At 72.9% G+C, this 22,074-nt stretch carries 18 protein-coding genes and 1 pseudogene; 7 read left to right on the plus strand and 12 right to left on the minus strand.

What is annotated here, in order from left to right:
- Positions 1 to 31 precede the first annotated feature (31 nt).
- The 5 genes and pseudogenes from ORI94_RS09000 to ORI94_RS09020 form a co-directional block, all read left to right on the plus strand.
- Positions 32 to 880 (plus strand): glutamate ABC transporter substrate-binding protein, encoded by an 849-nt coding sequence (locus ORI94_RS09000; RefSeq protein ID WP_266073831.1) that lies wholly within the window; start codon positions 32 to 34, stop codon positions 878 to 880.
- A 118-nt stretch (positions 881 to 998) separates the two neighbouring features.
- Complete coding sequence (locus ORI94_RS09005) at positions 999 to 1,676, plus strand: amino acid ABC transporter permease (protein ID WP_266073832.1); 678 nt, start codon at positions 999 to 1,001, stop codon at positions 1,674 to 1,676.
- Positions 1,673 to 2,581 (plus strand): amino acid ABC transporter permease, encoded by a 909-nt coding sequence (locus tag ORI94_RS09010; RefSeq protein WP_266073833.1) that lies wholly within the window; start codon positions 1,673 to 1,675, stop codon positions 2,579 to 2,581. The genes ORI94_RS09005 and ORI94_RS09010 overlap by 4 nt, the downstream gene beginning before the upstream one ends.
- 304 nt (positions 2,582 to 2,885) lie before the next feature.
- Positions 2,886 to 4,565: an FAD-dependent monooxygenase gene (locus tag ORI94_RS09015; protein WP_266073834.1), complete on the plus strand. Its 1,680-nt coding sequence runs from the start codon at positions 2,886 to 2,888 to the stop codon at positions 4,563 to 4,565.
- Between the two features lies 1 nt (position 4,566).
- Positions 4,567 to 4,963, plus strand: a pseudogene (locus ORI94_RS09020) (sulfurtransferase); the annotation flags it as partial.
- A 20-nt stretch (positions 4,964 to 4,983) separates the two neighbouring features.
- Here ORI94_RS09020 and recX read toward each other — a convergent pair.
- The 7 genes from recX to ORI94_RS09055 all read right to left on the minus strand — a co-directional run bounded on the left by recX (position 4,984) and on the right by ORI94_RS09055 (position 11,049).
- Positions 4,984 to 5,850 (minus strand): recombination regulator RecX, encoded by an 867-nt coding sequence (gene recX, locus ORI94_RS09025; RefSeq protein WP_266073835.1) that lies wholly within the window; start codon positions 5,848 to 5,850, stop codon positions 4,984 to 4,986.
- Between the two features lie 3 nt (positions 5,851 to 5,853).
- A complete protein-coding gene (gene recA, locus ORI94_RS09030) occupies positions 5,854 to 6,987 on the minus strand; it encodes a recombinase RecA (protein ID WP_266073836.1) in 1,134 nt (377 codons plus the stop codon).
- 312 nt (positions 6,988 to 7,299) lie between these two features.
- On the minus strand, positions 7,300 to 8,487 hold the full coding sequence (locus ORI94_RS09035; protein WP_266073837.1) for an AI-2E family transporter: 1,188 nt from the start codon (positions 8,485 to 8,487) through the stop codon (positions 7,300 to 7,302).
- Positions 8,488 to 8,656: 169 nt separating this feature from the next.
- Complete coding sequence (locus tag ORI94_RS09040) at positions 8,657 to 8,851, minus strand: DUF3046 domain-containing protein (protein WP_266073838.1); 195 nt, start codon at positions 8,849 to 8,851, stop codon at positions 8,657 to 8,659.
- A gap of 232 nt (positions 8,852 to 9,083) precedes the next feature.
- Positions 9,084 to 9,392 carry an AzlD domain-containing protein gene (locus tag ORI94_RS09045; RefSeq protein WP_266073839.1) on the minus strand — a complete coding sequence of 103 codons (309 nt, stop codon included), beginning with the start codon at positions 9,390 to 9,392 and terminating at the stop codon, positions 9,084 to 9,086.
- On the minus strand, positions 9,389 to 10,093 hold the full coding sequence (locus tag ORI94_RS09050; protein ID WP_266073868.1) for an AzlC family ABC transporter permease: 705 nt from the start codon (positions 10,091 to 10,093) through the stop codon (positions 9,389 to 9,391). The genes ORI94_RS09045 and ORI94_RS09050 overlap by 4 nt, the downstream gene beginning before the upstream one ends.
- On the minus strand, positions 10,045 to 11,049 hold the full coding sequence (locus tag ORI94_RS09055) for an AraC family transcriptional regulator (RefSeq protein WP_266073840.1): 1,005 nt from the start codon (positions 11,047 to 11,049) through the stop codon (positions 10,045 to 10,047). The genes ORI94_RS09050 and ORI94_RS09055 overlap by 49 nt, the downstream gene beginning before the upstream one ends.
- Before the next feature lie 79 nt (positions 11,050 to 11,128).
- Here ORI94_RS09055 and ORI94_RS09060 point away from each other — a divergent pair, with 79 nt between their 5' ends.
- Together ORI94_RS09060 and ORI94_RS09065 are read left to right on the plus strand one after the other, a co-directional pair.
- The gene (locus ORI94_RS09060; protein ID WP_266073841.1) at positions 11,129 to 16,090 is read left to right on the plus strand and encodes an ATP-dependent helicase; all 4,962 of its coding nucleotides are present in this window, start codon (positions 11,129 to 11,131) and stop codon (positions 16,088 to 16,090) included.
- Positions 16,091 to 16,444: 354 nt separating this feature from the next.
- Positions 16,445 to 17,269 (plus strand): Fpg/Nei family DNA glycosylase, encoded by an 825-nt coding sequence (locus ORI94_RS09065; protein WP_266073842.1) that lies wholly within the window; start codon positions 16,445 to 16,447, stop codon positions 17,267 to 17,269.
- 677 nt (positions 17,270 to 17,946) lie between these two features.
- Here the strand turns inward: ORI94_RS09065 and ORI94_RS09075 are convergent.
- The 5 genes from ORI94_RS09075 to rimO all read right to left on the minus strand — a co-directional run bounded on the left by ORI94_RS09075 (position 17,947) and on the right by rimO (position 22,027).
- A complete protein-coding gene (locus ORI94_RS09075; RefSeq protein WP_266073844.1) occupies positions 17,947 to 18,417 on the minus strand; it encodes a Dps family protein in 471 nt (156 codons plus the stop codon).
- Positions 18,418 to 18,632: 215 nt separating this feature from the next.
- Positions 18,633 to 19,013 carry a helix-turn-helix domain-containing protein gene (locus ORI94_RS09080; RefSeq protein ID WP_042173101.1) on the minus strand — a complete coding sequence of 127 codons (381 nt, stop codon included), beginning with the start codon at positions 19,011 to 19,013 and terminating at the stop codon, positions 18,633 to 18,635.
- Between the two features lie 109 nt (positions 19,014 to 19,122).
- Positions 19,123 to 19,668 (minus strand): CinA family protein, encoded by a 546-nt coding sequence (locus tag ORI94_RS09085; protein WP_266073845.1) that lies wholly within the window; start codon positions 19,666 to 19,668, stop codon positions 19,123 to 19,125.
- On the minus strand, positions 19,665 to 20,555 hold the full coding sequence (gene pgsA, locus ORI94_RS09090; protein WP_266073846.1) for a CDP-diacylglycerol--glycerol-3-phosphate 3-phosphatidyltransferase: 891 nt from the start codon (positions 20,553 to 20,555) through the stop codon (positions 19,665 to 19,667). Before pgsA ends, ORI94_RS09085 begins: the two co-directional genes overlap by 4 nt.
- Positions 20,552 to 22,027 (minus strand): 30S ribosomal protein S12 methylthiotransferase RimO, encoded by a 1,476-nt coding sequence (gene rimO / locus ORI94_RS09095; protein ID WP_266073847.1) that lies wholly within the window; start codon positions 22,025 to 22,027, stop codon positions 20,552 to 20,554. Before rimO ends, pgsA begins: the two co-directional genes overlap by 4 nt.
- Between the last annotated feature and the right edge of the window lie 47 nt (positions 22,028 to 22,074).

Below are 22,074 nucleotides of genomic sequence, written 5' to 3' on the forward strand. Positions count from 1 at the left end.
CATCACCTCACCAGTCAAAAGGATGTGCACCATGAAGCTCCGCAAGGTCACCGCCGCCTCGGCCGCCGTGTTCGCCCTCGCCCTGACCGCCACCGCGTGCGGCGGCGAGGACAGCGGCGACAGCGGTTCGTCCTCCGCCTCCGGGGGCGGCGAGAAGATCAAGATCGGCATCAAGTACGACCAGCCCGGTCTCGGCCTGAAGACGCCCGACGGCTCCTTCACCGGCTTCGACGTGGACGTGGCGACCTACGTCGCCAAGGAGCTCGGCTACGAGGCCGACCAGATCGAGTGGGTCGAGACCAAGAGCGCCGACCGCGAGAACGCCCTCGCGCGCGGGGACGTGAAGTTCATCGCGGCGACCTACTCCATCACCGACGAGCGCGAGGAGAAGGTCGACTTCGCCGGCCCGTACCTGCTGGCCCACCAGGACCTGCTGGTGAAGGCGGACTCGGACATCACCGACGCCACGGACCTGAACGACAAGAAGCTGTGTTCCGTGACCGGCTCGACCTCGGCGCAGAATGTCAAGAGGGACTTCGCCCCGAAGGCGCAGCTGAAGGAGAACGGCACCTACTCGGAGTGCATCGCCGGTCTGCAGAGTGGTGCCGTCGACGCACTGACCACCGACGACTCGATCCTCGCCGGCTTCGCCGCGCAGGACCAGTACAAGGGCCAGTTCAAGCTCGCCGGTCTGAAGCTGAGCAACGAGAACTACGGCATCGGTGTCAAGAAGGGTGACACCGAGACCGTGAACAAGATCAACGACGCGCTGGAGAAGATGGTCGACGACAAGGCCTGGGACGAGGCGGTCGAGGCGAACTTCGGTCCGGCCGAGTACAAGAACGAGCCGGCCCCGAAGATCGGCGACATCGTTCAGTAGGCCCCCGGGCCGTCCAGTAGTAACGCGGGTTTCTGAGGCACGCCGCCGTCCGTCGCGATCAGGACGGCGGCGCGCCGCGTCCGCCACGTACGCCACACACCCGGAAGCGCGGGAGATCGTGTTCGACTTCATTTCTGACTATGACGATCCAACCTTGTTGGGCGCCTTCTGGATGACGGTGAAGCTCACCGTCTTCTCGGGCGTCGGCGCCCTGGTCTGGGGCACCCTGCTCGCGGCGATGCGGGTCAGCCCCGTCCCGCTGATGCGAGGGTTCGGCACCGCCTACGTGAACATCGTCCGGAACACCCCCCTGACGGTCATCATCGTCTTCACCTCGCTCGGCCTCGCCGACATCTTCAGCATGACCATGGGCGCGCCCGACGACTTCGCGCTCCAGGGGTTCCGCCTCGCGGTGCTCGGTCTGGCCGCCTACACCGCGGCCTTCGTCTGCGAGGCACTGCGCTCCGGCATCAACACCGTGCCCGTCGGGCAGGCCGAGGCGGCCCGCGCCATCGGCCTGAACTTCTCGCAGGTCCTCGGCCTGATCGTGCTGCCGCAGGCGTTCCGCTCGGTCATCGGGCCGCTCGCGAACGTGCTGATCGCGCTGACCAAGAACACGACGGTGGCGGCCGCGATCGGTGTGGCGGAGGCCGCACTGCTGATGAAGGAAATGATCGAGAACGAGGCGCAGACGCTGCTCATCGGCGCGGTCTTCGCCTTCGGATTCGTGGTACTGACCCTGCCCACCGGCCTGTTCCTCGGCTGGCTGAGCAAGCGACTGGCGGTGAAGCGGTGACCTCCGTTCTGTACGACGCCCCCGGCCCCCGGGCCAAGCGGCGCAACGTCATCTTCTCGGTCGTGTTCGTCGTCGTCCTGGCCCTCGCCCTGTGGTGGGTCTACCGGACGATGGACGACAAGGGCCAGCTGGAGTGGGCCCTGTGGAAGCCGTTCACCGAGTCCCAGGCATGGACGACATACCTGTTGCCGGGCCTCGGTAACACTCTGAAGGCCGCCGCGCTCGCCATGGTCATCGCCCTTCCGCTGGGCGCGGTCCTCGGCATCGCCCGCCTCTCCGACCACCGCTGGGTACGGGTTCCCGCCGGCGTCGTGGTCGAGTTCTTCCGGGCCATCCCGGTGCTGCTGCTGATGCTGTTCGCCAACGAGGTCTACGTCCGCTCCACGGGCATCTCCAGCGACGACCGCCCGCTGTACGCGGTCGTCACCGGCCTGGTGCTCTACAACGCCTCGGTGCTCGCCGAGATCGTCCGGGCGGGCATCCTCTCTCTGCCCAAGGGCCAGTCCGAGGCGGGTTACGCCATCGGACTGCGCAAGAGCCAGACGATGAAGACCATCCTGCTGCCGCAGGCCGTCACCGCGATGCTGCCGGCGATCGTCAGCCAGCTCGTCGTCATCGTGAAGGACACCGCGCTGGGTGGTGTGCTGCTCAACTTCACCGAGCTGCTGAACGCACGCGGCACGCTCGCGGCCAACTACGCCAACGTCATCCCGAGCTTCATCGTCGTGGCGGTCGTCTTCATCCTCCTGAACTTCCTCCTCACCTCCTTCGCCTCCTGGCTGGAGGGACGGCTGCGCCGCAGCAAGCGCGGCACGGGAGCGGTCCTCGGTGCCGAGGACGTCGAGGAGATGAACGCGGCCGAGGTCGGGGGCACCCACGAGGCGGGCGGGGACCGCACCGCCTGACGCACGCCCCGCCGTGCGCACGTCGTCCGGCATGACGAGGGCCCGCCGTTGCCCGGCGGGCCCTCGTCATGCCGGGGGCAGGCCCACGCCACCGGTGCGAACGAGCGGTATGAACCGGACTCAGGTGACGAGCAGTCACGTGAGGTGACGCGGCCCGCCCCACTTCATGATCGCCACCGGCCTTCGGTCACTTGACGCAAGCACCGGCAATAGGTTGCATACGTTCTGTGATCGTGCACCCTGCTCCCTCTTCCTGTTCCTCCTCGTCCCTCCGGACGTCACTTCGAGCAGGGGGCGTCGCGCCGTGGACCCGGTGATCATCGTCGGAGCGGGGCCCGTCGGGCTCACGCTCGCCCTGGCACTGGCACGTCAGGAGGTGCCCTGCGTGGTCCTCGACGAGGGACCGGGCAAGGACGAGCCGCGTCCCGCGCGCTCCGTGGTACTGCGCGAGGACACCACGGAACTCGTGGAACGACTGACCGGTGCGCCGCTCACCCCCGCCGGTTCGCCCTGGGCCGGATGGCGGTCGATGCGGCGCAAGCAGGTGACACACGAGATCGTCTTCGACGACGCCGAGCCCGGCCCGGTGCACATCGCCCAGCACGTCCTGACCGGCGCCCTGCGCGCGGCTCTCGCCGGCGAGCGGCTCGTCGAGGTCGTCGCCGACAGCCGTCTGGACTCCCTCGAACAGGAGCCCTCCGGTATCACCGCGCACACCCGCGGCCCCGGAGGCACCTGGTGGCGCGGCAGCCACCTGGTCGGCTGCGACGGCCCCCGCTCCACCGTGCGCAAGCTCCAGGACATCCGTTTCCCCGGCCGCACGGCGGTGGAGCGTCACGCCGTGGCCGCACTGCGCACGGAACTCCCCTGGCCCCAGGAGGCGTTGCTGCACCGGATGCCGCCGTGGCGCACCTCCGGCCCCTTCGCCGGGGAGATCAGCGCGCGCCCGCTGCCGGACGGCGTGTGGCGGCTGGACTGGCTGATGCCTCCGGGCAAGGAACTGGTCACCCCCGAACTGCTCCTCGCCCGGGTCCGCGAGACCCTGGCCGGCTGGGCCGAAGGCCCGACACCACCGTACGAACTGCTCGACACCGGGGTCCACACCGTCCACCACCGGCTCGCCCGGCGCTGGCGGTCCGGCCGTGTGTTCCTCGCCGGGGACGCCGCGCACCTGCTCGGCGTCCTGGGCACGCACGGGCTCGACGAGGGGCTCCGTGACGCGGACAACCTCGCCTGGAAGCTTGCCCTGGCCTGGCACCACGGTCCGCACGAAGCGCTGCTGGACAGCTACCAGACGGAGCGGCGGGCGATCGTCGCCGCCCGGCTGCGCGCCGCCGACCAGGCGTTGCCACTGGTACGGGGCGGCAAAGGCCTGCGCTCCTACGTCCCCGGCACCGCCCGCGGTCATGACGCGTTCCTGGTCGAGGGACATCTGGGACAGGGGACGCTGGGCGCGCCGGGCGTGCACACCGACTCGCCCCTGACGCCCCCGCTCCTCGAGGGCGAGGTCCCCGTGGACACGCCGGCCGGCGCGCCGGTCACCGATGTACGGGTCACGGCGGAGGACGGCACCTTCGTCCGGCTGCGGGAGCGGCTGGGCCGGGGGGCGCTGCTGGTGGTGCTGATCGCGCCGGGCACCGGGGTGTGGGAGCGCAGGCACTGGGTGTCCGCCGGGATCATGCCCCGGCTCGCGTCGGCGGTGGCGGCACTCCCGCACCCGGCCGAGCTGCTGGTCGCGGAGGGCTATCCGGGGGCGGCGGCCCACACCGTGCTGCTGGTGCGCCCCGACGGGCGCATGGTCACGGCGCTGGGCGGGGTCCGTCCCGCGTCCTTGTACACGGCGGCCGAGACGGCGGTCGGCGGGCCGGCTTCGGCTCGGGCGGGGACGACCGAGGCAGCGACGGGGGCCGCCGGCACGGACCCCGGGGCAGGGGCTGAGACGGGAGCGCGGACGGAGACCGGGGCCGGCGTCAGGTCGCGTTGAGGTGGTGGCCGCTGACGCCTCGGCGGTCGACGAGTTGCTGGAGCGGGCCCGCACGGGCTACGAACGCATCGAGGCGGTCTCCGCTCGCGAGCCCGCCCGCGACGGGAGAACCCTGCTGAACGGCATCCGCTGTGCGGCCGCCCTGCACGGCCGGGACGGGGCGGTGCCCGGCGCCCTCGTCGTCGAGCGCAACGGACGGGAGCGGCGTCTCGGCCTTCCGGGGCGGCCGTCGTTTCCCGGGGCGGCCGGCGGCCGGCCACGACCTGCGCGGCGTCGTGGTCTGCGACGAGGGCCACGTCTCCGGCCTGGCCGCTGAGCCCCTGCCCCGGCTGGGACTCCACCGCGCCACCGGCCTGGTCGGTGGCTTCCGGGCCTGGCGAGCGGCGGGGCTGCCGGTACGGACGCGGGGCACGGGCCCTCAGTACCCGCCGCCCTCCAGGAACTCCGTGTCCTCGCCCTCCTCCTCCAGTGCCCGGCGGACCACGCGCAGGGCGAGGCCCTCGGGGTAGCCCTTGCGGGCGAGCATGCCGGCGAGGCGGCGGATCCGCTTGTCGCGGTCGAGTCCGCGGGTGGAGCGCAGCTTGCGGGCGACGAGCTCGCGCGCGGTGGCCTCTTCCTGTTCGGAGTCGAGCCGGGAGACGGCCGCGTCGATCAGCGTGGAGTCGACGCCCTTGGTCCGCAGCTCCTGGGCGAGGGCGCGCCGTGCCAGGCCCCGGCCGTGGTGCCGGGACTCGACCCAGGCGTCCGCGAAGGCACTGTCGTTGATCAGTCCGACCTCTTCGAACCGGGACAGCACCTCCTCGGCGGCCTCGTCCGGGATCTCCCGTTTGCGCAGGGCGTCGGCGAGCTGCTTGCGGGTGCGCGGGGTTCCGGTGAGCAGGCGCAGACAGATGGCCCGCGCCCGCTCGACCGGGTCCCCCGCAGACTCCTCCCGCCCGGCCCCCGGCGCGGAGGAGTCGTCCCCGTCCGCCGCGGCCGCCGCGCCGAAAGCCCGGCGTCCGCGCCCACCGCGCGGCCCGCCGTCACACGAGCCGCCTCCCCGTGAGCTCCCCGCGCGACGGGACAATCCGGTGCCGCCCCGGCGCCGGGTCCCGCCCGCGTCCTCACCGGAGAAGTCGTCGAAGAAGCCGTCCCCGCCGCCGGGGTCCCCGTGCGCCCCGCCGCCGGGGTCCCCGTATGCCCCGTCACCGCGCGCGGCCGGGTCGTCGCCGCGTGCCGCGCCCGTCCCCCGTGGGGCGCCGGAAGCGGCGAACTCGTAGTCGGCCCAGTCGGTTCGTCGGGTCACGGGTCAGCTCTTGGCCGCGGCGGCCCTGGACTTGACGGTCTTGGCCGCCGAAGCCGAGGCCGGGACCGAAGTCACGGCCGAGTCGGTCGGAGCAGCGGCGCCGGCGGCATCCGCGCTCTTCTCCCCGGCCGGCTCCTCGGGCTGCACGCCGACGCCCAGCTTCTTCAGGATCTTCTTCTCGATCTCGTTGGCGAGGTCGGGGTTGTCCTTGAGGAAGTTGCGGGAATTCTCCTTGCCCTGGCCGAGCTGGTCGCCCTCGTACGTGTACCAGGCGCCGGCCTTGCGGACGAAGCCGTGCTCCACGCCCATGTCGATCAGGCCGCCCTCGCGGCTGATGCCGTGGCCGTAGAGGATGTCGAACTCGGCCTGCTTGAAGGGCGGCGCCACCTTGTTCTTGACGACCTTGACCCGGGTGCGGTTGCCGACCGCGTCCGTGCCGTCCTTCAGCGTCTCGATCCGGCGGATGTCCAGACGCACCGAGGCATAGAACTTCAGCGCCCGGCCACCGGTCGTGGTCTCCGGCGAGCCGAACATCACGCCGATCTTCTCGCGGAGCTGGTTGATGAAGATCGCGGTGGTCTTGGACTGGTTGAGCGCGCTGGTGATCTTCCGCAGCGCCTGGCTCATCAGGCGGGCCTGCAGACCCACGTGGCTGTCGCCCATCTCACCCTCGATCTCCGCGCGCGGCACGAGCGCCGCGACGGAGTCGATCACGATGAGGTCGAGGGCTCCGGAGCGGACCAGCATGTCCACGATCTCCAGCGCCTGCTCGCCGTTGTCCGGCTGGGACAGGATCAGGTTGTCGATGTCGACGCCGAGCTTCTGCGCGTACTCGGGGTCGAGAGCGTGCTCCGCGTCCACGAACGCGACCTGGCCGCCGGCCTTCTGCGCGTTCGCCACCGCGTGCAGGGTCAGGGTCGTCTTGCCCGAGGACTCGGGGCCGTAGACCTCGATGACGCGGCCGCGCGGCAGGCCGCCGACCCCGAGGGCCACGTCGAGCGCGGTCGACCCGGTGGGGATGACCTCGATGGGCTCCTTCGACCGGTCACCCATGCGCATGACCGCGCCCTTGCCGAATTGCCGTTCAATTTGTGCGAGTGCGGCGTCGAGCGCCTTCTCGCGGTCGTTTCCTGCCATGGGTTCCACCCGATTTGCTTGAGTCGATCGCTTCACGTCAATGACGCTAGCGCCTGCCACTGACAACGCGCCCCGACGCACCTCCAGCCTGTGGACAACCGAAGCCCATTCCTGCCCCAACCGGGCCGAACCGCTCGTCCTCGGGCTCCACCGGCACACTCATGAGAATAGATGTTCGATTTTAGTGTCAAGCGCGCCACCCGGCACTCCCACGAGTCGTTCACCCTCCGGCAACGCCTCCGGCCGACGGTCCGCTCCGTCGGCCGGAGCGGTCCGCGGCGGTCCGCATCGGTCCGCGGCGGACCACGGCGCTCAGGAGTCCTCGGCCCCGAGGGGCGCCGGAGCCGGTCGGCGGTCCCGGAGGCGCCGGGCGCGGGCGAGGAGGGGCCGCCGCTCTCCGGAACCGCCCTCGCCGGAGCCGGAACCGCCCTCACCGGGGCCCGTCCTGCGGTGGCCGTGCACGCGGGGGTCGTCGGTGACGTCGTAGCGCTTCACGTACGCGCCCATGAACGCCTGGAGGGTGGCGACCGCGGGAATGGCGATCAGCGCGCCGACGGCGCCGAGCAGGGCGGTGCCCATGACGACCGAGCCGAAGGCGACCGCCGGGTGGATGTCGACGGTCCTCGAGGTCAGCTTGGGCTGCAGCACGTAGTTCTCGAACTGCTGGTAGATCACCACGAAGATCAGCACCCACAGCGCGTACCAGGGGTCGACCGCGAAGGCGATCAGCATGGGCAGGGCGCCCGCCAGATACGTGCCGATGGTGGGGATGAACTGCGACACCAGGCCCACCCACACGGCGAGCACGGGCGCGTAGGGCACCTCGAGGATCTCCAGCAGCACGTAGTGGGCCATGCCGGAGACCAGCGCCATCAGCCCGCGCGAGTACAGGTAGCCGCCGGTCTTGTTCACGGCGATCTCCCACGCGCGCAGCACCTCGGTCTGCCGGGCGGGCGGCAGTACGGAGCAGATGGTGCGGCGCAGCCGCGGGCCGTCGGCGGCGAAGTAGAACGAGAACAGCCCGATGGTCAGCAACTGGAAGAGGCCCCCGAGGACCTGCGTGGAGACGTCCAGGACGCCGGTGGCGCTGTTCTGCACGTAGGTGCGCAGCCAGTCGGAGCGGAGCAGGCCCTCCTGGATGTCCACGCGCCGCAGCTCGGTGTGGAAGTGCGTGTTGATCCAGTTGATGACGGAGTCGAGGTACTCCGGGAAGTCCTCGACGATCTTTATGATCTGCCCCGCCAGCATGGATCCGAGCAGCGTGACGAAGCCCGCCGCCACGATCAGCACGCCCAGGAAGACCAGGAAGGTGCCCAGCCCCCGGCGCACCCCGCGCCCGGCCATCCAGCTCACCGCGGGTTCGACGGCGAGCGCCAGGAAGAACGCGATGAGAATGTTGATCAGCAGGCCGGTGAGCTCGTGGAAGGCCCAGCTGCCCAGCTGGAACAGGGCGATCAGCGCGAGCGCGAGCACCATGGCGCGCGGCAGCCAGCGCGGCATGCGGGAGCCCGGCGGCGGAGCCGAGCCACCCGCCGGAGGGGCTGGGGTCGGCGGTGTGCCTGACGCGGAGGGGTGCTGGGCTGCCTGCCCGGTCTCTTCAGTGGGTGCCACGGGCCAAGTCTCGCCCACGCCGGCGGCAGCGTCTGCCCTCGACCCGTCTCTGTGACGATCAGCGCCTCTCGCGGGGGACGTTCATCACGGCGCAGACCACCTGCCAGACGTCCTTGGCCGCCCAGCCGGCCCCCAGCGCCTCGTGCACGGTGCGCCCGCCGAGTTCCGACATGACGTGATCGCGCGCGAAGGTGTCGGCGCCGCCTGTGCCGAAGTGCTCCGCCATCCGTTCCCAGAAGACCGTCAACCGCATGCCCCCAGTATCCCGTCCACGGAGGTGGGGCGGGACGGCGACCTCCTGCCGGCACCGCTGTGCGCCTACGGTCGGCCCCATGCCCGCACCCGGACACCGGACCCGCCCGCCCGGGCCCCGGAGACCCGCCCGGTGACGACCGTCGACGCGCTGCGCGCGCTCACGGTGTAACGGCCACGCGATCGGCCGACCCGGCACCGCCCGGCCGCCCGGTCTGCCCCTCGGCGCCGTCTCACCCGCCGAGGGCCCGGGCTCCCGCCGTCACCGCCACGGCCGCCCCGACGACGACCAGGAACGGGGCGCGCAGCACCAGCGCGGCGGAGGCGGCCGCGAGCCCCACCGCCCGCGCGTCCAGCACGAGCGTCCGGCCGTCGGCGAAGGTCTGCTGGGCGGTCAGGGCGGCGAGCAGGGCGACGGGCAGCAGGGCGGCGAGGCGCCGGACGAGCGGCCGCTCGAGGGCGCCGGCGGGCACCAGGAGCCCGGCCAGCTTGGCGGCGTAGCAGCCGAGGGCGGTCACGCCGATCGCGATCCAGATGTTCAACGGTTCTCCTCCGCCACGTCACCGCGCGCCGGCGCGTCGCCCTGCCCCGGTACGTCGCCGCGCGGTGTGCCGCTGCGGCGGCCCCGGGCCCACAGGACGGCTGGTGCCGCGAGGGCGGCCACCAGAACCGGTACACCGGCGGGCAGGACCGGCAGCAGACCGAGTCCCAGCAGGACGGCGAGCCCGGCGACCAGCCGTTCGGTGCCGGTTTGCAGCATCGGGGCGAGCAGGGCCAGGAAGACCGCGGGACCGGCCGCGTCCAGGCCCCAGGCGTCGGTGTCCCCGATGGCCTCGGCGCCCAGCGCGCCGAGCAGGGTGGTGAGGTTCCACAGGACGTACAGGCTGAGCCCGGTGACCAGGAAGCCGATCCGGGCGCTGCGCCGGGTGGGCTGGGCGAGGGAGACCGCGGCCGTCTCGTCGATGACCCACTGGGCCGCGAAGGGCCGCGCCGCGCGCGGGAGGGCCAGCAGCTGGGACAGGCGCAATCCGTAGAAGGCGTTCCGCACGCCCAGGAAGAACGCTCCGGCGGCGGCCGTGAACGGGCCTCCTCCGGCCGCCAGCGCCCCCACCAGGGCGAACTGGGACGCGCCGGTGAACACCAGCAGGCTGAGCGCGCAGGTCTGCAGCAGCGTGAGTCCGCTGCCGGCCGAGGTCACCCCGAAGGCGAATCCGGAGAGTCCGACGGCGATCCCGACCCCCAGGGCGTCCCGGACGACGGTGCCGTCCGGTTTTTCCCCCGGGGCGTCCCCGTCGCGCGCCGCTGCGAGTGCTGTCCGTTGTTCTGCTGCCACGCTCCGGACGGTAGGTGGAGCGTGCTCCCCGCGTCTTGTACGTTCTTGCGCTCACGCTGGTAGGCGCCCGGAGGCACTCCGACGATCCGGCCGAAGTGGCGGTTCAGGTGCGGCTGGTCGGTGAACCCGACGGCGACGGCGGCCTCCGACGGCAGCGTGCCCGCGTCGAGGAGCCGGCGCGCCCGCCGTACCCGTGCGTCGGTGAGCCAGGCGTGCGGCGGCATCCCGTAGGTGGCGCGGAAGGCCCGCAGCAGTGCGAACGGGCTGGTGCCGAGTTCGTCGGCGAGTTGCTCCAGCGTCGGCGGCGCGGGCATCCGTTCCTCGAGCAGGGCACGCGCGCGTGCGGCGGTCCGGGCACCGGCCGTGCGCACCCGGCGCCGGGGCAGCGGGCCGCCGTTCAGCCGGAGCAGCCGGGTCACGGCCACCCTCAGCAGGGTGTCGGCGGCGAGCGCGTTGCCCTCGTCGGTGGCCCGCAGCACCTGGTGCACCAGGCGGACGGTGTACGGGTCGTCGAGCACCGGTGCCGCGAACCCCGGGGTGCCGCGCAGGGTGGTGGTCTCGGCGGCGATGGCCGCGACCGCCTCGGGCGGCGGGTAGAGCGCGCCGTACCGCCATCCCTCGGGCACCCCCGCCCGTCCGGTGTGCGGGGTGTCCGGGTTCACCAGCGCGAGTGTTCCGGCGCCCGCGTACTGGTCGGCCCCGCCGTGGTGGAAGACCTCCACCCCGTCGGCGATGGCGGCGATGACGAAGTTCTCGTGGGTGTGCCGCACGAACGTCTTGCGGATGTAGCGGGCCCGCAGCAGGTCGACGCCGGGCAGTTCGGCGTACTGCCAGTGCCGCGCGCGCTCCGTGCCGGTTTCCGCCATGCGGCCATTGTCGCGCGCGGGGGGCCGGGCATCCGCCCGGCTCAGCCCCGTTGTCGGTGCCCGGGTGCAGGATGGACGCATGGTCAGTACTCCACACCCGGCCCTGGACGGCTTCTCCGCCGCGACCCGCGGCTGGTTCACGGGGGCGTTCTCCGCGCCCACCGCGGCCCAGGCGGGCGCGTGGCGTGCCCTCCGGGAGGGTTCGGACGTGCTGGTGGTCGCCCCCACCGGCTCCGGCAAGACACTGGCCGCCTTCCTCGCGGCCCTGGACCAGCTGGCCGCCGCGCCTCCGCCCGCGGACCACCACAAGCGCTGCCGCGTCCTGTACGTCTCCCCGCTCAAGGCCCTGGCCGTCGACGTCGAGCGCAATCTGCGCAGCCCGCTGACCGGCATCCGCCAGGAGTCCGTGCGCCTGGGGCTGCCCGAGCCCGAGGTGAAGGTCGGGATCCGCTCCGGCGACACCCCGCCCGCCGAGCGACGGGCCCTGTCCACCCGCCCGCCGGACATCCTGATCACCACCCCGGAGTCCTTGTTCCTGATGCTGACGTCAGCCGCGCGCGACGCGCTGACGGGCGTCGAGACGGTGATCCTGGACGAGGTGCACGCGGTCGCCGGTACCAAGCGCGGGGCGCATCTGGGGCTGTCCCTGGAGCGGCTGGACGAGCTGCTGCCCCGGCCGGCCCGCCGTATCGGCCTGTCGGCGACGGTCCGTCCGGTCGACGAGATCGCCCGTTTCCTGTCCCCGCGCGGCAGGGTGGAGATCGTCCAGCCGGATTCGGGCAAGGAGTTCGACCTGTCCGTCGTGGTCCCGGTCGAGGACCTGGGCGAGCTGGGCGGCTCTCCGGTGGCGGACGGCTCGGAGGGGGCCGGGGGTGCGGAGCGCCCGTCGATCTGGCCGCACGTCGAGGAGCGGATCGCCGACCTGGTCCAGTCCCACCGTTCGACGATCGTGTTCGCGAACTCCCGCCGCCTCGCGGAGCGCCTGTGCAACCGGCTCAACGAGATCGCCCACGAGCGGGCCACCGGCGAGCCCCTGGACGAGCGCCACTCCCCCGCCGAGCTGATGGGCGGCTCCGGGGCCGCCCGGGGCGCACCCGCCGTCATCGCCCGTGCGCACCACGGCTCGGTGTCCAAGGAGCAGCGCGCCCAGGTCGAGGAGGACCTCAAGGCGGGCCGGCTGCCCGCGGTGGTGGCCACCTCCAGCCTCGAGCTGGGTATCGACATGGGCGCGGTCGACCTGGTGGTCCAGGTGGAGTCACCGCCCTCCGTGGCCTCGGGGCTCCAGCGGGTCGGCCGCGCGGGGCATCAGGTGGGAGCGGTCTCCACGGGGGTGGTGTTCCCGAAGTACCGGGGCGACCTCGTCCAGGCCGCGGTGGTCACCGAGCGGATGCGGACGGGCTCCATCGAGTCGCTGCGCGTTCCCACGAACCCGCTGGACGTGCTGGCCCAGCAGATCGTCGCCATGACGGCCATGGACACCTGGCAGTTCGACGACCTCCTGGCGGTGGTCCGCCGGGCCGCGCCCTTCGCCTCACTGCCCGAGTCGGCCTTCACGGCCGTACTGGACATGCTCGCCGGACGCTATCCCTCCGACGCGTTCGCGGAGCTGCGCCCGCGCGTGGTGTGGGACCGGGTCACGGGCGGGATCACCGGCCGTCCGGGGGCGCAGCGGCTGGCCGTCACCTCCGGGGGCACCATCCCCGACCGGGGCCTGTTCGGGGTGTTCCTCGCGGGCTTTGACCCCAAGAAGGGCGGCGGACGGGTCGGCGAACTCGACGAGGAGATGGTCTACGAGTCCCGCGTCGGCGACGTGTTCACACTCGGCACCAGTTCCTGGCGCATCGAGGACATCACGCGCGACCGGGTGCTGGTCTCCCCGGCCCCGGGTGTGCCGGGCCGGCTCCCGTTCTGGAAGGGGGACCAGCTGGGCCGCCCGCTGGAGCTGGGCCGTGCGGTGGGCGCCTTCCTGCGCGAGGTCGGCTCGCTGTCTCCGCAGGAGGCGCGTCCCCGGCTCCTCGACGCCGGGCTCGACGCCCGGGCCGCGGACAACGTGCTGTCCTACCTCGACGAACAGCGCCAGGCCTGCGGCCACGTCCCGGACGACCGCACGATCGTCGTGGAGCGCTTCCGTGACGAGCTCGGCGACTGGCGGGTCGTCGTCCACTCCCCGTTCGGCGCCCAGGTGCACGCCCCGTGGGCGCTCGCGCTCGGGGCGCGTCTCTCCGAGCGGTACGGCATGGACGCCCAGGTGATGCACGCCGACGACGGCATCGTGCTGCGCCTGCCGGACGCCGACCTGATGGGCCTGGACCTGCTCGACCAGGAGCCGGTGCGCGCGGGCACCGAGTACGACGCGGACCAGGCGCCCCTGGGAGCGTCGGACGTCCTCTTCGACAAGGGGGAGGTCGATCAGGTGGTCACCGACCAGGTGGGTGGCTCGGCGCTGTTCGCGTCCCGCTTCCGCGAGTGCGCCGCCCGCGCGCTGCTGCTGCCGCGCCGCAGTCCCGGCAAGCGCACCCCGTTGTGGCAGCAGCGTCAGCGTGCGTCCCAGCTGCTCCAGGTGGCGGGCGAGTTCGGCTCGTTCCCGATCGTCCTGGAGGCGGTCCGCGAATGTCTCCAGGACGTCTTCGACGTCCCCGGGCTCGTCGAGCTGATGGGCGACCTGGAGTCCCGCAAGGTGCGGCTCGTCGAGGTCACCACCCCCGAGCCGTCCCCCTTCGCCCGCTCGCTGCTGTTCGGGTACGTCGCCCAGTTCCTGTACGAGGGCGACTCCCCGCTCGCCGAGCGCCGCGCGGCGGCCCTGTCGCTGGACTCGCGGCTGCTGGCCGAACTGCTCGGCCGGGCGGAGCTGCGCGAGCTGCTCGACGCCGAGGTGCTGGCCGAGCTGGAGCGTGAGCTGCTGTGGCTCACCGAGGACCGGCGGGTCAAGGACGCGGAGGGCGTGGCCGACCTGCTGCGCGTGCTCGGCCCGCTCACCGGGGCCGAGCTGGCGGAGCGGGGCGCCGAGCCGCGGTGGGCGGCGGACCTGGTGTCGGCACGCCGTGCGATCCGGGTCCGCGTCGCCGGCACCGAGCACTGGGCGGCGATCGAGGATGCCGGGCGGCTGCGTGACGCGCTGGGCACGGCGCTGCCGGTCGGTGTGCCGGAAGCGTTCACCGAACCGGTCAAGGATCCGCTCGGCGACCTGCTCGCCCGGTACGCGCGCACGCACGGCCCGTTCACGTCGGCCACGGCCGCGGCCCGCTTCGGGCTGGGCGTGGCGGTCACCGAGGGCGCCCTGCAGCGGCTCTCGGCGGCGGGCAGGGTGGTCCAGGGCGAGTTCCACCCGGCCGGGATCGGCCAGGAGTGGTGCGACGCGGCCGTGCTGCGCCGGTTGCGCCGCCGTTCCCTGGCGGCCCTGCGGCACGAGCTGGAACCGGCGCCGCCGGCCGCGCTCGCCCAGTTCCTCCCCCAGTGGCAGCACATCGGCAAGGGGCACACGCTGCGCGGCGTCGACGGCCTGGTGCGGGCGATCGAGCAGTTGCAGGGGGCCTCCGTGCCCGCGTCCGCCCTGGAGAAGCTGGTCCTGCCCTCCCGGGTGGCGCACTACGCCCCGGCGATGCTGGACGAGCTCACGGCCACCGGCGAGGTGGTGTGGGCGGGTGCCGGTTCCCTTCCGGGCAAGGACGGCTGGGTCTCGCTCCACCTCGCGGACGCGGCCGCCCTGCTGCTGCCACCGCACCCCCTGGAGACGACCGCCCTGCACCAGTCGGTCCTCGACGCCCTTTCCGGCGGCTACGGGCTGTTCTTCCGCCAGATCGCCGACCAGGTCCGCGCCACCACCCACCCGGAGGCCACCGATCCCCAGCTGGCCGACGCCGTCTGGGACCTGGCCTGGTCCGGCCGGCTGACCAACGACACGCTGGCCCCCCTGCGCTCGCTGCTGGGCTCGGGCCGCACCGCGGGCTCCACCGCCCACCGCGCGAAGCGCCCGGCCCCGCGCGGGCGGTACGGCTCGCTCACGGCAGCCGCCCGCAGCACCTCCCGTACCGGCCCTCCGACGGTGGCCGGTCGCTGGTCGCTGCTGCCGGACCGGGAGACCGATCCCACGGTCCGCGCCCACGCGCTGGCCCGCACCCTGCTCGACCGGCACGGCGTGGTCACCCGGGGCGCGGTGACCGCGGAGGGCGTCGAAGGCGGTTTCTCCGCGGTCTACCGCGTGTTGTCGGCCTTCGAGGAGACCGGGCAGGCCCGCCGCGGCTATGTGGTGGAAGGGCTGGGGGCCGCTCAGTTCGCCATGGACGGCGCCGTGGACCGCCTCCGCGCGGCGACCAACGCCCTCGACCGGGGCGACGCCCCGCCCGGGCCCGGCCCGGGGGACCCGCTCGAGGGCGTCCCCTTCGCCGGCGGCACCGGTCCCCTCGCTCTGCACGGTTTCGCTCCGCCCGTCGATCCCGCCGACGGCTCTCCCGAGCCCGCACCCGGCCACGACGGCTTCCCGCACCTCCCGGACGGCGGCGGCGGCGGCGGCCGGGCACCGTACCCGCGGCCGTCGCCGGGCGACTACGTCTCCCCGCGCGACCTCGCCCCGCAGGAGCCCGGCTCCTGGCAGCAGGGGAGGCGCCCGTCGTACGACCCGTTCGCGGGCCGGCGCACCGGCCCCGACCCCGCCCTGCGGGCCGTGGTCCTGGCCGCCGCCGACCCCGCGAACGCGTACGGGGCCGCCCTGGGCTGGCCCGAGCCCCCGACGGGCGCCGGACACAAGCCGGGGCGCAAGGCGGGTTCGCTGGTGGTCCTCGTCGACGGTGAGCTGACGCTCTACGTGGAGCGCGGCGGCAAGACGGTGCTGGCCTGGTCCGCGGACCAGGCCGGCGAACCCGCCGACGACCCCCGTCTCCCCGTGGCGGCGGAGGCACTCGCCGGAGCAGCCCGTGCGGGCTCCCTCGGCACGGTCACCGTGGAGCGGGTCAACGGTGCCCCGGCCCTGACCTCCCCGCTCGGGGCGCTCCTGGAGGCCGCGGGCTTCGTCGCCACCCCCAGAGGTCTGCGCCTCCGCGCCTGACCAGAGGTCTGCGCCTCCGCGCCTGACCAGAGGTCTGCGCCTCCGCGCCTGACCAGAGGTCTGCGCCTCCGCGCCTGACCCGGTCCTGCCGGCCGTCCACGGCCCCACTCGGGTCTGTTCGGCCTGTCCGGTGGATCGCTCCGGGCGAACGGGGTGTCACGCACTCCCCCGCGCTCGGGCCCACTGGACCGGGAGGGGCCGTGCCCGGCCCGGGAGTGGTCTTCCTCGAGCTGGCTTCCTCCCCCCGTGCGGAGAACCGGGCCGGACCCGGCTCACCCCAGCCGGACAGCCCCTGCGGCCCGCCCGGCCGCGCGCTCCCCCGGACACCCCACGACGGCATGCCACCCTTGACCCATGCCCGAAGGAGATACCGTCCTGCAGGCCGCGAAGCGGCTGCACAGCGCCCTCGCGGACACGGTGCTGACCCGCAGCGACCTCCGGGTGCCCAGGTTCGCCACCGCCGACCTCACCGGCCGCACCGTCCTGGACGTCACGCCACGCGGCAAGCACCTCCTCACCCGCGTCGAGGGCGGTCTGACCCTGCACTCGCACCTGCGGATGGACGGCTCCTGGCGGGTCTACGCGAACGGGCGCCGCTGGGACGGCGGCCCCACCCACCAGATCCGCGCGATCCTGGGCAACGCCGACCGCACCGCCGTCGGCTACCGCCTGCCCGTCCTCGAACTCCTGCGCACCACCGACGAGGACCGCGTGGTCGGCCATCTCGGCCCCGATCTCCTCGGCCCGGACTGGGACTCCGCCCTGGCACTGGCCAACCTGCTGCGCGACCCGGCCCGCCCGCTCGGCGAGGCCCTCCTCGACCAGCGCAACCTCGCCGGGATCGGCAACGTGTACAAGAGCGAGCTCTGTTTCCTGCTCGGCAACACGCCCTGGCTCCCCGTCGGCGCCCTGCCCGCCGAACGCGCCGCACAGCTGCCCGGACTCGCCAGGAAGCTGCTGGAGCACAACCGCGACCGCCCCGTCCGCAGCACCACGGGCCGCCGCGACCAGAACCTTTTCGTCTACGGCCGCGCGACCCGCCCCTGCCTGCGCTGTCGTACCCCGGTCCGCCGGGCCGACCAGGGCGACGGCTCCCGCGAGCGCCCCACCTACTGGTGCCCCGTCTGCCAGCAGGGCCCGGCCCCGGCTCCTGAACCGGCGCCCCGAACCGGTATGTGACGCCCCGCCAGGTGTCCTCGCGCCTTCCCCGCACGGCAACCGCACCGTACGGTCTCACCGTCCGCACCCCTCCGTCACCGGTGCCACCGGCGGCATCGGCCGCGACGCCGGCGGCCTTCACCACGGGCCGGACTCCCAGCCCGAGCGGGGGTGTGGCGCTGCCTCGGTGACGTCCCCGGACGAAGTGCCGCCCGGCGAGGGGGCGGGCGGCGAGCCGCCCCCGGCCGCGATGCCCGCGGCCGGGGCACCGTCTCCCGCTTCCCGGGGCCGGGCCCGCCGCCACCGCCCGTCCGCGTGGGCGCCTTTCGTCCGGCCCTTCGGCATGCAGTGCACCGGAATCAGACTCAGTCCCCATCCACCGGCCGCGAGTGTCGCCTCCCGCACCCCGGCGTCGGGCGCGAGCAGCAGCCTCGTCACGGCCCACCACCACAAGGCCCCGAGCCCCAGGACGACGCCCCGGGCACCCCAGTGAACCGCCCGCGCCCTCATGGCCTCCACCTCCAGCCGGACGCCGTGAGGCGGCTCACCCGGGCGACCGGGGCGCACCGACGGCACACGCACGCAGCAGACCCCTCGCAAGCCGCCGCACCGGTGCTCCCGCGCGTCCCCCGGGCTCCGCGTGCTGCGCGCCCACCCGGCCCGGCTCGCTGCCGCTCAGGGCAGCGCCCGGGGCCACGTCACCCGTTCTCCGCCTGGAACATCCAGTGCTGCTTCTCCAGATCCGCCGTCACCGCGATGAGGAGGTCCTGGCTCACCGGGTCCGCCTCACCGGTCGCACCGACCCGTTCACGCATCCGCGCGATCACCGCGCCCAACGCGTCCACCAGGGCGCCCACCGCGACCGTGTCGTCGACCCAGCCCTCGGGTGTCACCCCTATGCCGCTGCCGACGGCCACCGTGGCGGCACGCCCGTCGGGTGAGACACCCAGTGCCGCGGCGCGCTCCGCGACGGTGTCGGCGTGCGTCCGCGCGAGGGTCACCACCTCGTCGAGCTGCAGGTGCACGGAACGGAAGCGCTGCCCGACCACGTTCCAGTGGATCTGCTTCGACACGAGGCTGAGGTCCACCAGGTCGACGAGGGCTCCCTGGAGCGCCTCGGACACGGTCTTCAGGTTCTCGTCGGACAATGGGCTCTTCACGACGTACATCCGCACCTCCGTGGCTGGTCCCCCGCATGGTCCCTCGTTCCCTCAACCATGGCGGTCACGCCTCGGACCGGCAAACGCACACCTGCGCGGGGACCGGAGGAAGCACGGCCCCGGAACGCGGACAGGCGAAACCCCGGCGACGCCCTTCCGGATCTCCCGGAAGGGCCCCGACCGGGGCCTGTCACACTGTCCCACCGCGCCAGACGGCGACGACGTCAGGCGGCGACGACGTCCACCGCTTCGGCGGGCGCCTTGATGGTCACCCGCTCCGGTGGCACACCGGCCACCGAGACGGAACCCAGCATCGGGCGAACCGGCGTGGGGACGGGTTCGCTGGGGGTCGCTGCAGCCGACCGGGCCAGCTCGGCGAGGGCGAGTTCGTCGCTCACTTCCCGCATGAGCTCGGACATCCGTACGTCCAGCGCGTCGCAGATCGCGGAGAGCAGCTCGGAGGAAGCCTCCTTCTGCCCCCGCTCCACCTCGGAAAGATAGCCGAGTGAGACTCGGGCGGACGAGGAGACTTCGCGCAGAGTACGGCCCTGGCGCTGGCGCTGCCGACGCAGCACGTCACCCAGCAGGCGACGGAGCAGAATCATCGGTGGCTCCCTCCTCGGGCCGTGTATCGGGATCCTTCTCGCCCCACCGTACCGCCTTGCGCCGCGGCCGTGCGGGGAGCGATGTCGTGTTCACTCTGGGCTGCAAACATCAAAACCCCCCGTTTCGTTCCGTATCCTGTGTCCGCTCATTCCCGGCCTGTTCGCCCGCAAGCTCCTCGAGAAGCAGTGCGAGTACGCTCCGTACACTCTCCATACGAATTTCCGCCCGGTCGCCGTTCAACCGCAGGCACTCCACTTTTCCGCCACCGGCGGAACCCGAAGCCGCCTCCCGCGGCCCGTTCACGGCCACGTAGACGGTCCCGACCGGCTGTCCGTCCTGGGGGTCCGGGCCGGCGACGCCCGTGGTCGCGATTCCCCAGTCGGCGCCCAACGCCTTGCGGACACCGGCCGCCATCTCCGCCGCCACCTGCGGATCCACCGCTCCGCTCCGCGCCAGCAGGGTGGCGTCGACGCCGAGCAGTTCCCGCTTGAGTTCGGTGGCGTAGGCCGTGACCGAACCCCGGAAGGCCTTGGACGCCCCGGGGACGGAGGTGATCTCCGCCGCCACCAGGCCGCCGGTCAGGGATTCCGCGACAGCAAGCGTCATGCCCTTCACGGTGAGTAGTCGCACCACTTCGGAGGCGGGGGAACTCACGACCGGGTCTCTTCCCACGCGGCCTTCCGCTCCGCGATTCCCTGCCGGCGCAGCACAATGGCCTGTCTCACATAGTCGAGACCGGTCGCGACCGTGAGCACGACGGCCGCGGCCATCACCCAGAACCGCAGAGTCGCCAGCCACCCCGTCAGCGCCAGCACGTACATGCCGACGGCCACGCCCTGGGTGAGGGTCTTCAGCTTGCCGCCACGGCTCGCCGGGATCACGCCGTAGCGAATGACCAGAAAACGCAGGAGCGTGATGCCGAGTTCCCGGCCGAGGATGATTCCGGTGACCCACCAGGGGAGATCGCCCAGCACGGAGAGACAGATCAGCGCCGCTCCCATGATCGCCTTGTCGGCGATGGGGTCGGCGATCTTCCCGAAGTCGGTCACGAGGTTGTAGGTGCGTGCCAGATGACCGTCGAACAGGTCGGTGATCATGGCGACGGCGAAGGCGGCCCAGGCGAACGAGCGCCAGGCGGGGTCGTGCCCCCCGTCGGCCAGCATCAGGGCGACGAAGCCCGGGACGAGTACCAGCCGGAGCATGGTGAGCAGGTTGGCGATGTTCCAGACACTGGCCTGGTCGACGGCCGCCGCCGCGATCTTCCTGCCCCGTGCCGGGTGTCCGTCGTCGTGCCCGGCGCCGGCATGCCCCTCGCCGCCCGGAACGTCGTGGGAGTCGCTGTTCGACGTGCTGCCCGTGACCGGGACGCCGCCCGGAACACTGTCCGCGGTACTGCCGGTCGCGCTCGCGGGAGCCGGGGTACGGGCCCAGGAGGCCTCACCGCCCGGAGTCCCACCGAGCCTCGGACGGCCGGCCGGACTCGCCGCCGCCCTCCTCGCACCGGAGGAGCCTCCCGCCGCCGATGCCGGGACACCCGTCATCTGCCCGCCTCCTCGCTCAGCGCGGGCGAACCCTGGAACAGCGGCTCGGCCACCAGGTCGACACCTTCCGTGCCGACGACCTTCGCCTCGACCATACGACCCGGACGCAGACCTGTGCCGCTCGTGAGCAGCACCTGGCCGTCGGTCTCGGGGGCCTGGTGCGCCGCGCGGCCGTACACGCCCTCTCCCTCGTCGACGGACTCCACCAGCACGCGCACGGTCTCGCCGACCCGCTCCTCGGCGCGCTGCGAGACGAGTTCCTCGGCCAGCCGGGAGACCCGGGCCAGCCGCTCGGCGACGACGTCCTCGTCCAGCTTGTGCTCGTACGTCGCCGCTTCGGTGCCCTCCTCGTCGGAGTAGCCGAAGACGCCGATGGCGTCCAGCCGCGCGTGGGTCAGGAACCGCTCGAGCTCGGCGAGGTCGGCCGCGGACTCGCCGGGGAAGCCGACGATGAAGTTGGAGCGCACACCGGCCTCGGGCGCCTTGCTCCGGATGGTGTCGAGGAGCTCCAGGAAGCGGTCGGTGTCGCCGAAGCGGCGCATCGCGCGCAGCACGTCGGGCGCGGAGTGCTGGAAGGACAGGTCGAAGTACGGGACGACCCCGGGGGTGGAGGTCAGCACGTCGATCAGGCCGGGGCGCATCTCGGCGGGCTGGAGGTAGCTGACGCGGACCCGCTCGATGCCGTCGACCTCCGCGAGTTCGGGCAGCAGGGACTCCAGGAGGCGGATGTCGCCGAGGTCCTTGCCGTAGGAGGTGTTGTTCTCGGAGACCAGCATGACCTCCTTCACGCCCTGCTCGGCCAGCCAGCGCGTCTCGCCCAGCACGTCGCTGGGGCGGCGCGAGATGAAGGAGCCGCGGAAGGAGGGGATGGCGCAGAAGGAGCAGCGCCGGTCGCAGCCGGAGGCGAGCTTCACCGAGGCGACCGGGGTGCCCTCGAGCCGGCGTCGCAAGGGCGCGCGGGGACCGGAGGCCGGGGCGAGGCCCTCGGGCAGGTCCACCGGGCCGTGCCCCGGAAGCGCGACGGACGCGGCGGACTCCTGCCGCTCGGCAGGGCTGATCGGCAGCAGCTTGCGCCGGTCGCGCGGGGTGTGGGAGGCGTGGATGCCGCCGTTCAGAATGGTCTGGAGGCGGTCCGAGATGTCGGTGTAGTCGTCGAAGCCGAGCACGCCGTCGGCCTCGGGAAGCGCCTCGGCGAGTTCCTTGCCGTACCGCTCGGCCATGCAGCCCACCGCCACCACGGCCTGCGTTCTCCCGTGGCCCTTGAGGTCGTTGGCCTCCAGGAGGGCGTCGACGGAGTCCTTCTTGGCGGCTTCGACGAAACCGCAGGTGTTCACGACGGCGACGTCCGCGTCCTCGGCGTCCTCCACGAGCTGCCAGCCGTCCGCCTCCAAACGGCCTGCGAGCTCCTCCGAGTCCACCTCGTTACGGGCGCAGCCAAGGGTGACGAGTGCGACGGTGCGGCGATCAGGCATGGGCTCAAGACTACTTCGTCCCGCTGACCCCCCACGTCGACGGGGTT

Origin of the sequence: Streptomyces sp. NEAU-W12 (assembly GCF_026242095.1) — a bacterium.
Lineage (GTDB): Bacteria > Actinomycetota > Actinomycetes > Streptomycetales > Streptomycetaceae > Streptomyces.

Coding starts and splice junctions, on each gene's coding strand:
- ORI94_RS09000 (WP_266073831.1), top strand. CDS start 32: ATGAAGCTCCGCAAGGTCACCGCCGCCTCGGCCGCCGTGTTCGCCCTC.
- recA (WP_266073836.1), bottom strand. CDS start 6,987: ATGGCAGGAAACGACCGCGAGAAGGCGCTCGACGCCGCACTCGCACAA.
- ORI94_RS09035 (WP_266073837.1), bottom strand. CDS start 8,487: ATGCCGCGCTGGCTGCCGCGCGCCATGGTGCTCGCGCTCGCGCTGATC.
- ORI94_RS09040 (WP_266073838.1), bottom strand. CDS start 8,851: ATGCGGTTGACGGTCTTCTGGGAACGGATGGCGGAGCACTTCGGCACA.
- ORI94_RS09055 (WP_266073840.1), bottom strand. CDS start 11,049: ATGGCGGAAACCGGCACGGAGCGCGCGCGGCACTGGCAGTACGCCGAA.
- ORI94_RS09060 (WP_266073841.1), top strand. CDS start 11,129: ATGGTCAGTACTCCACACCCGGCCCTGGACGGCTTCTCCGCCGCGACC.
- ORI94_RS09065 (WP_266073842.1), top strand. CDS start 16,445: ATGCCCGAAGGAGATACCGTCCTGCAGGCCGCGAAGCGGCTGCACAGC.
- ORI94_RS09075 (WP_266073844.1), bottom strand. CDS start 18,417: ATGTACGTCGTGAAGAGCCCATTGTCCGACGAGAACCTGAAGACCGTG.
- ORI94_RS09080 (WP_042173101.1), bottom strand. CDS start 19,013: ATGATTCTGCTCCGTCGCCTGCTGGGTGACGTGCTGCGTCGGCAGCGC.
- pgsA (WP_266073846.1), bottom strand. CDS start 20,555: ATGACGGGTGTCCCGGCATCGGCGGCGGGAGGCTCCTCCGGTGCGAGG.
- rimO (WP_266073847.1), bottom strand. CDS start 22,027: ATGCCTGATCGCCGCACCGTCGCACTCGTCACCCTTGGCTGCGCCCGT.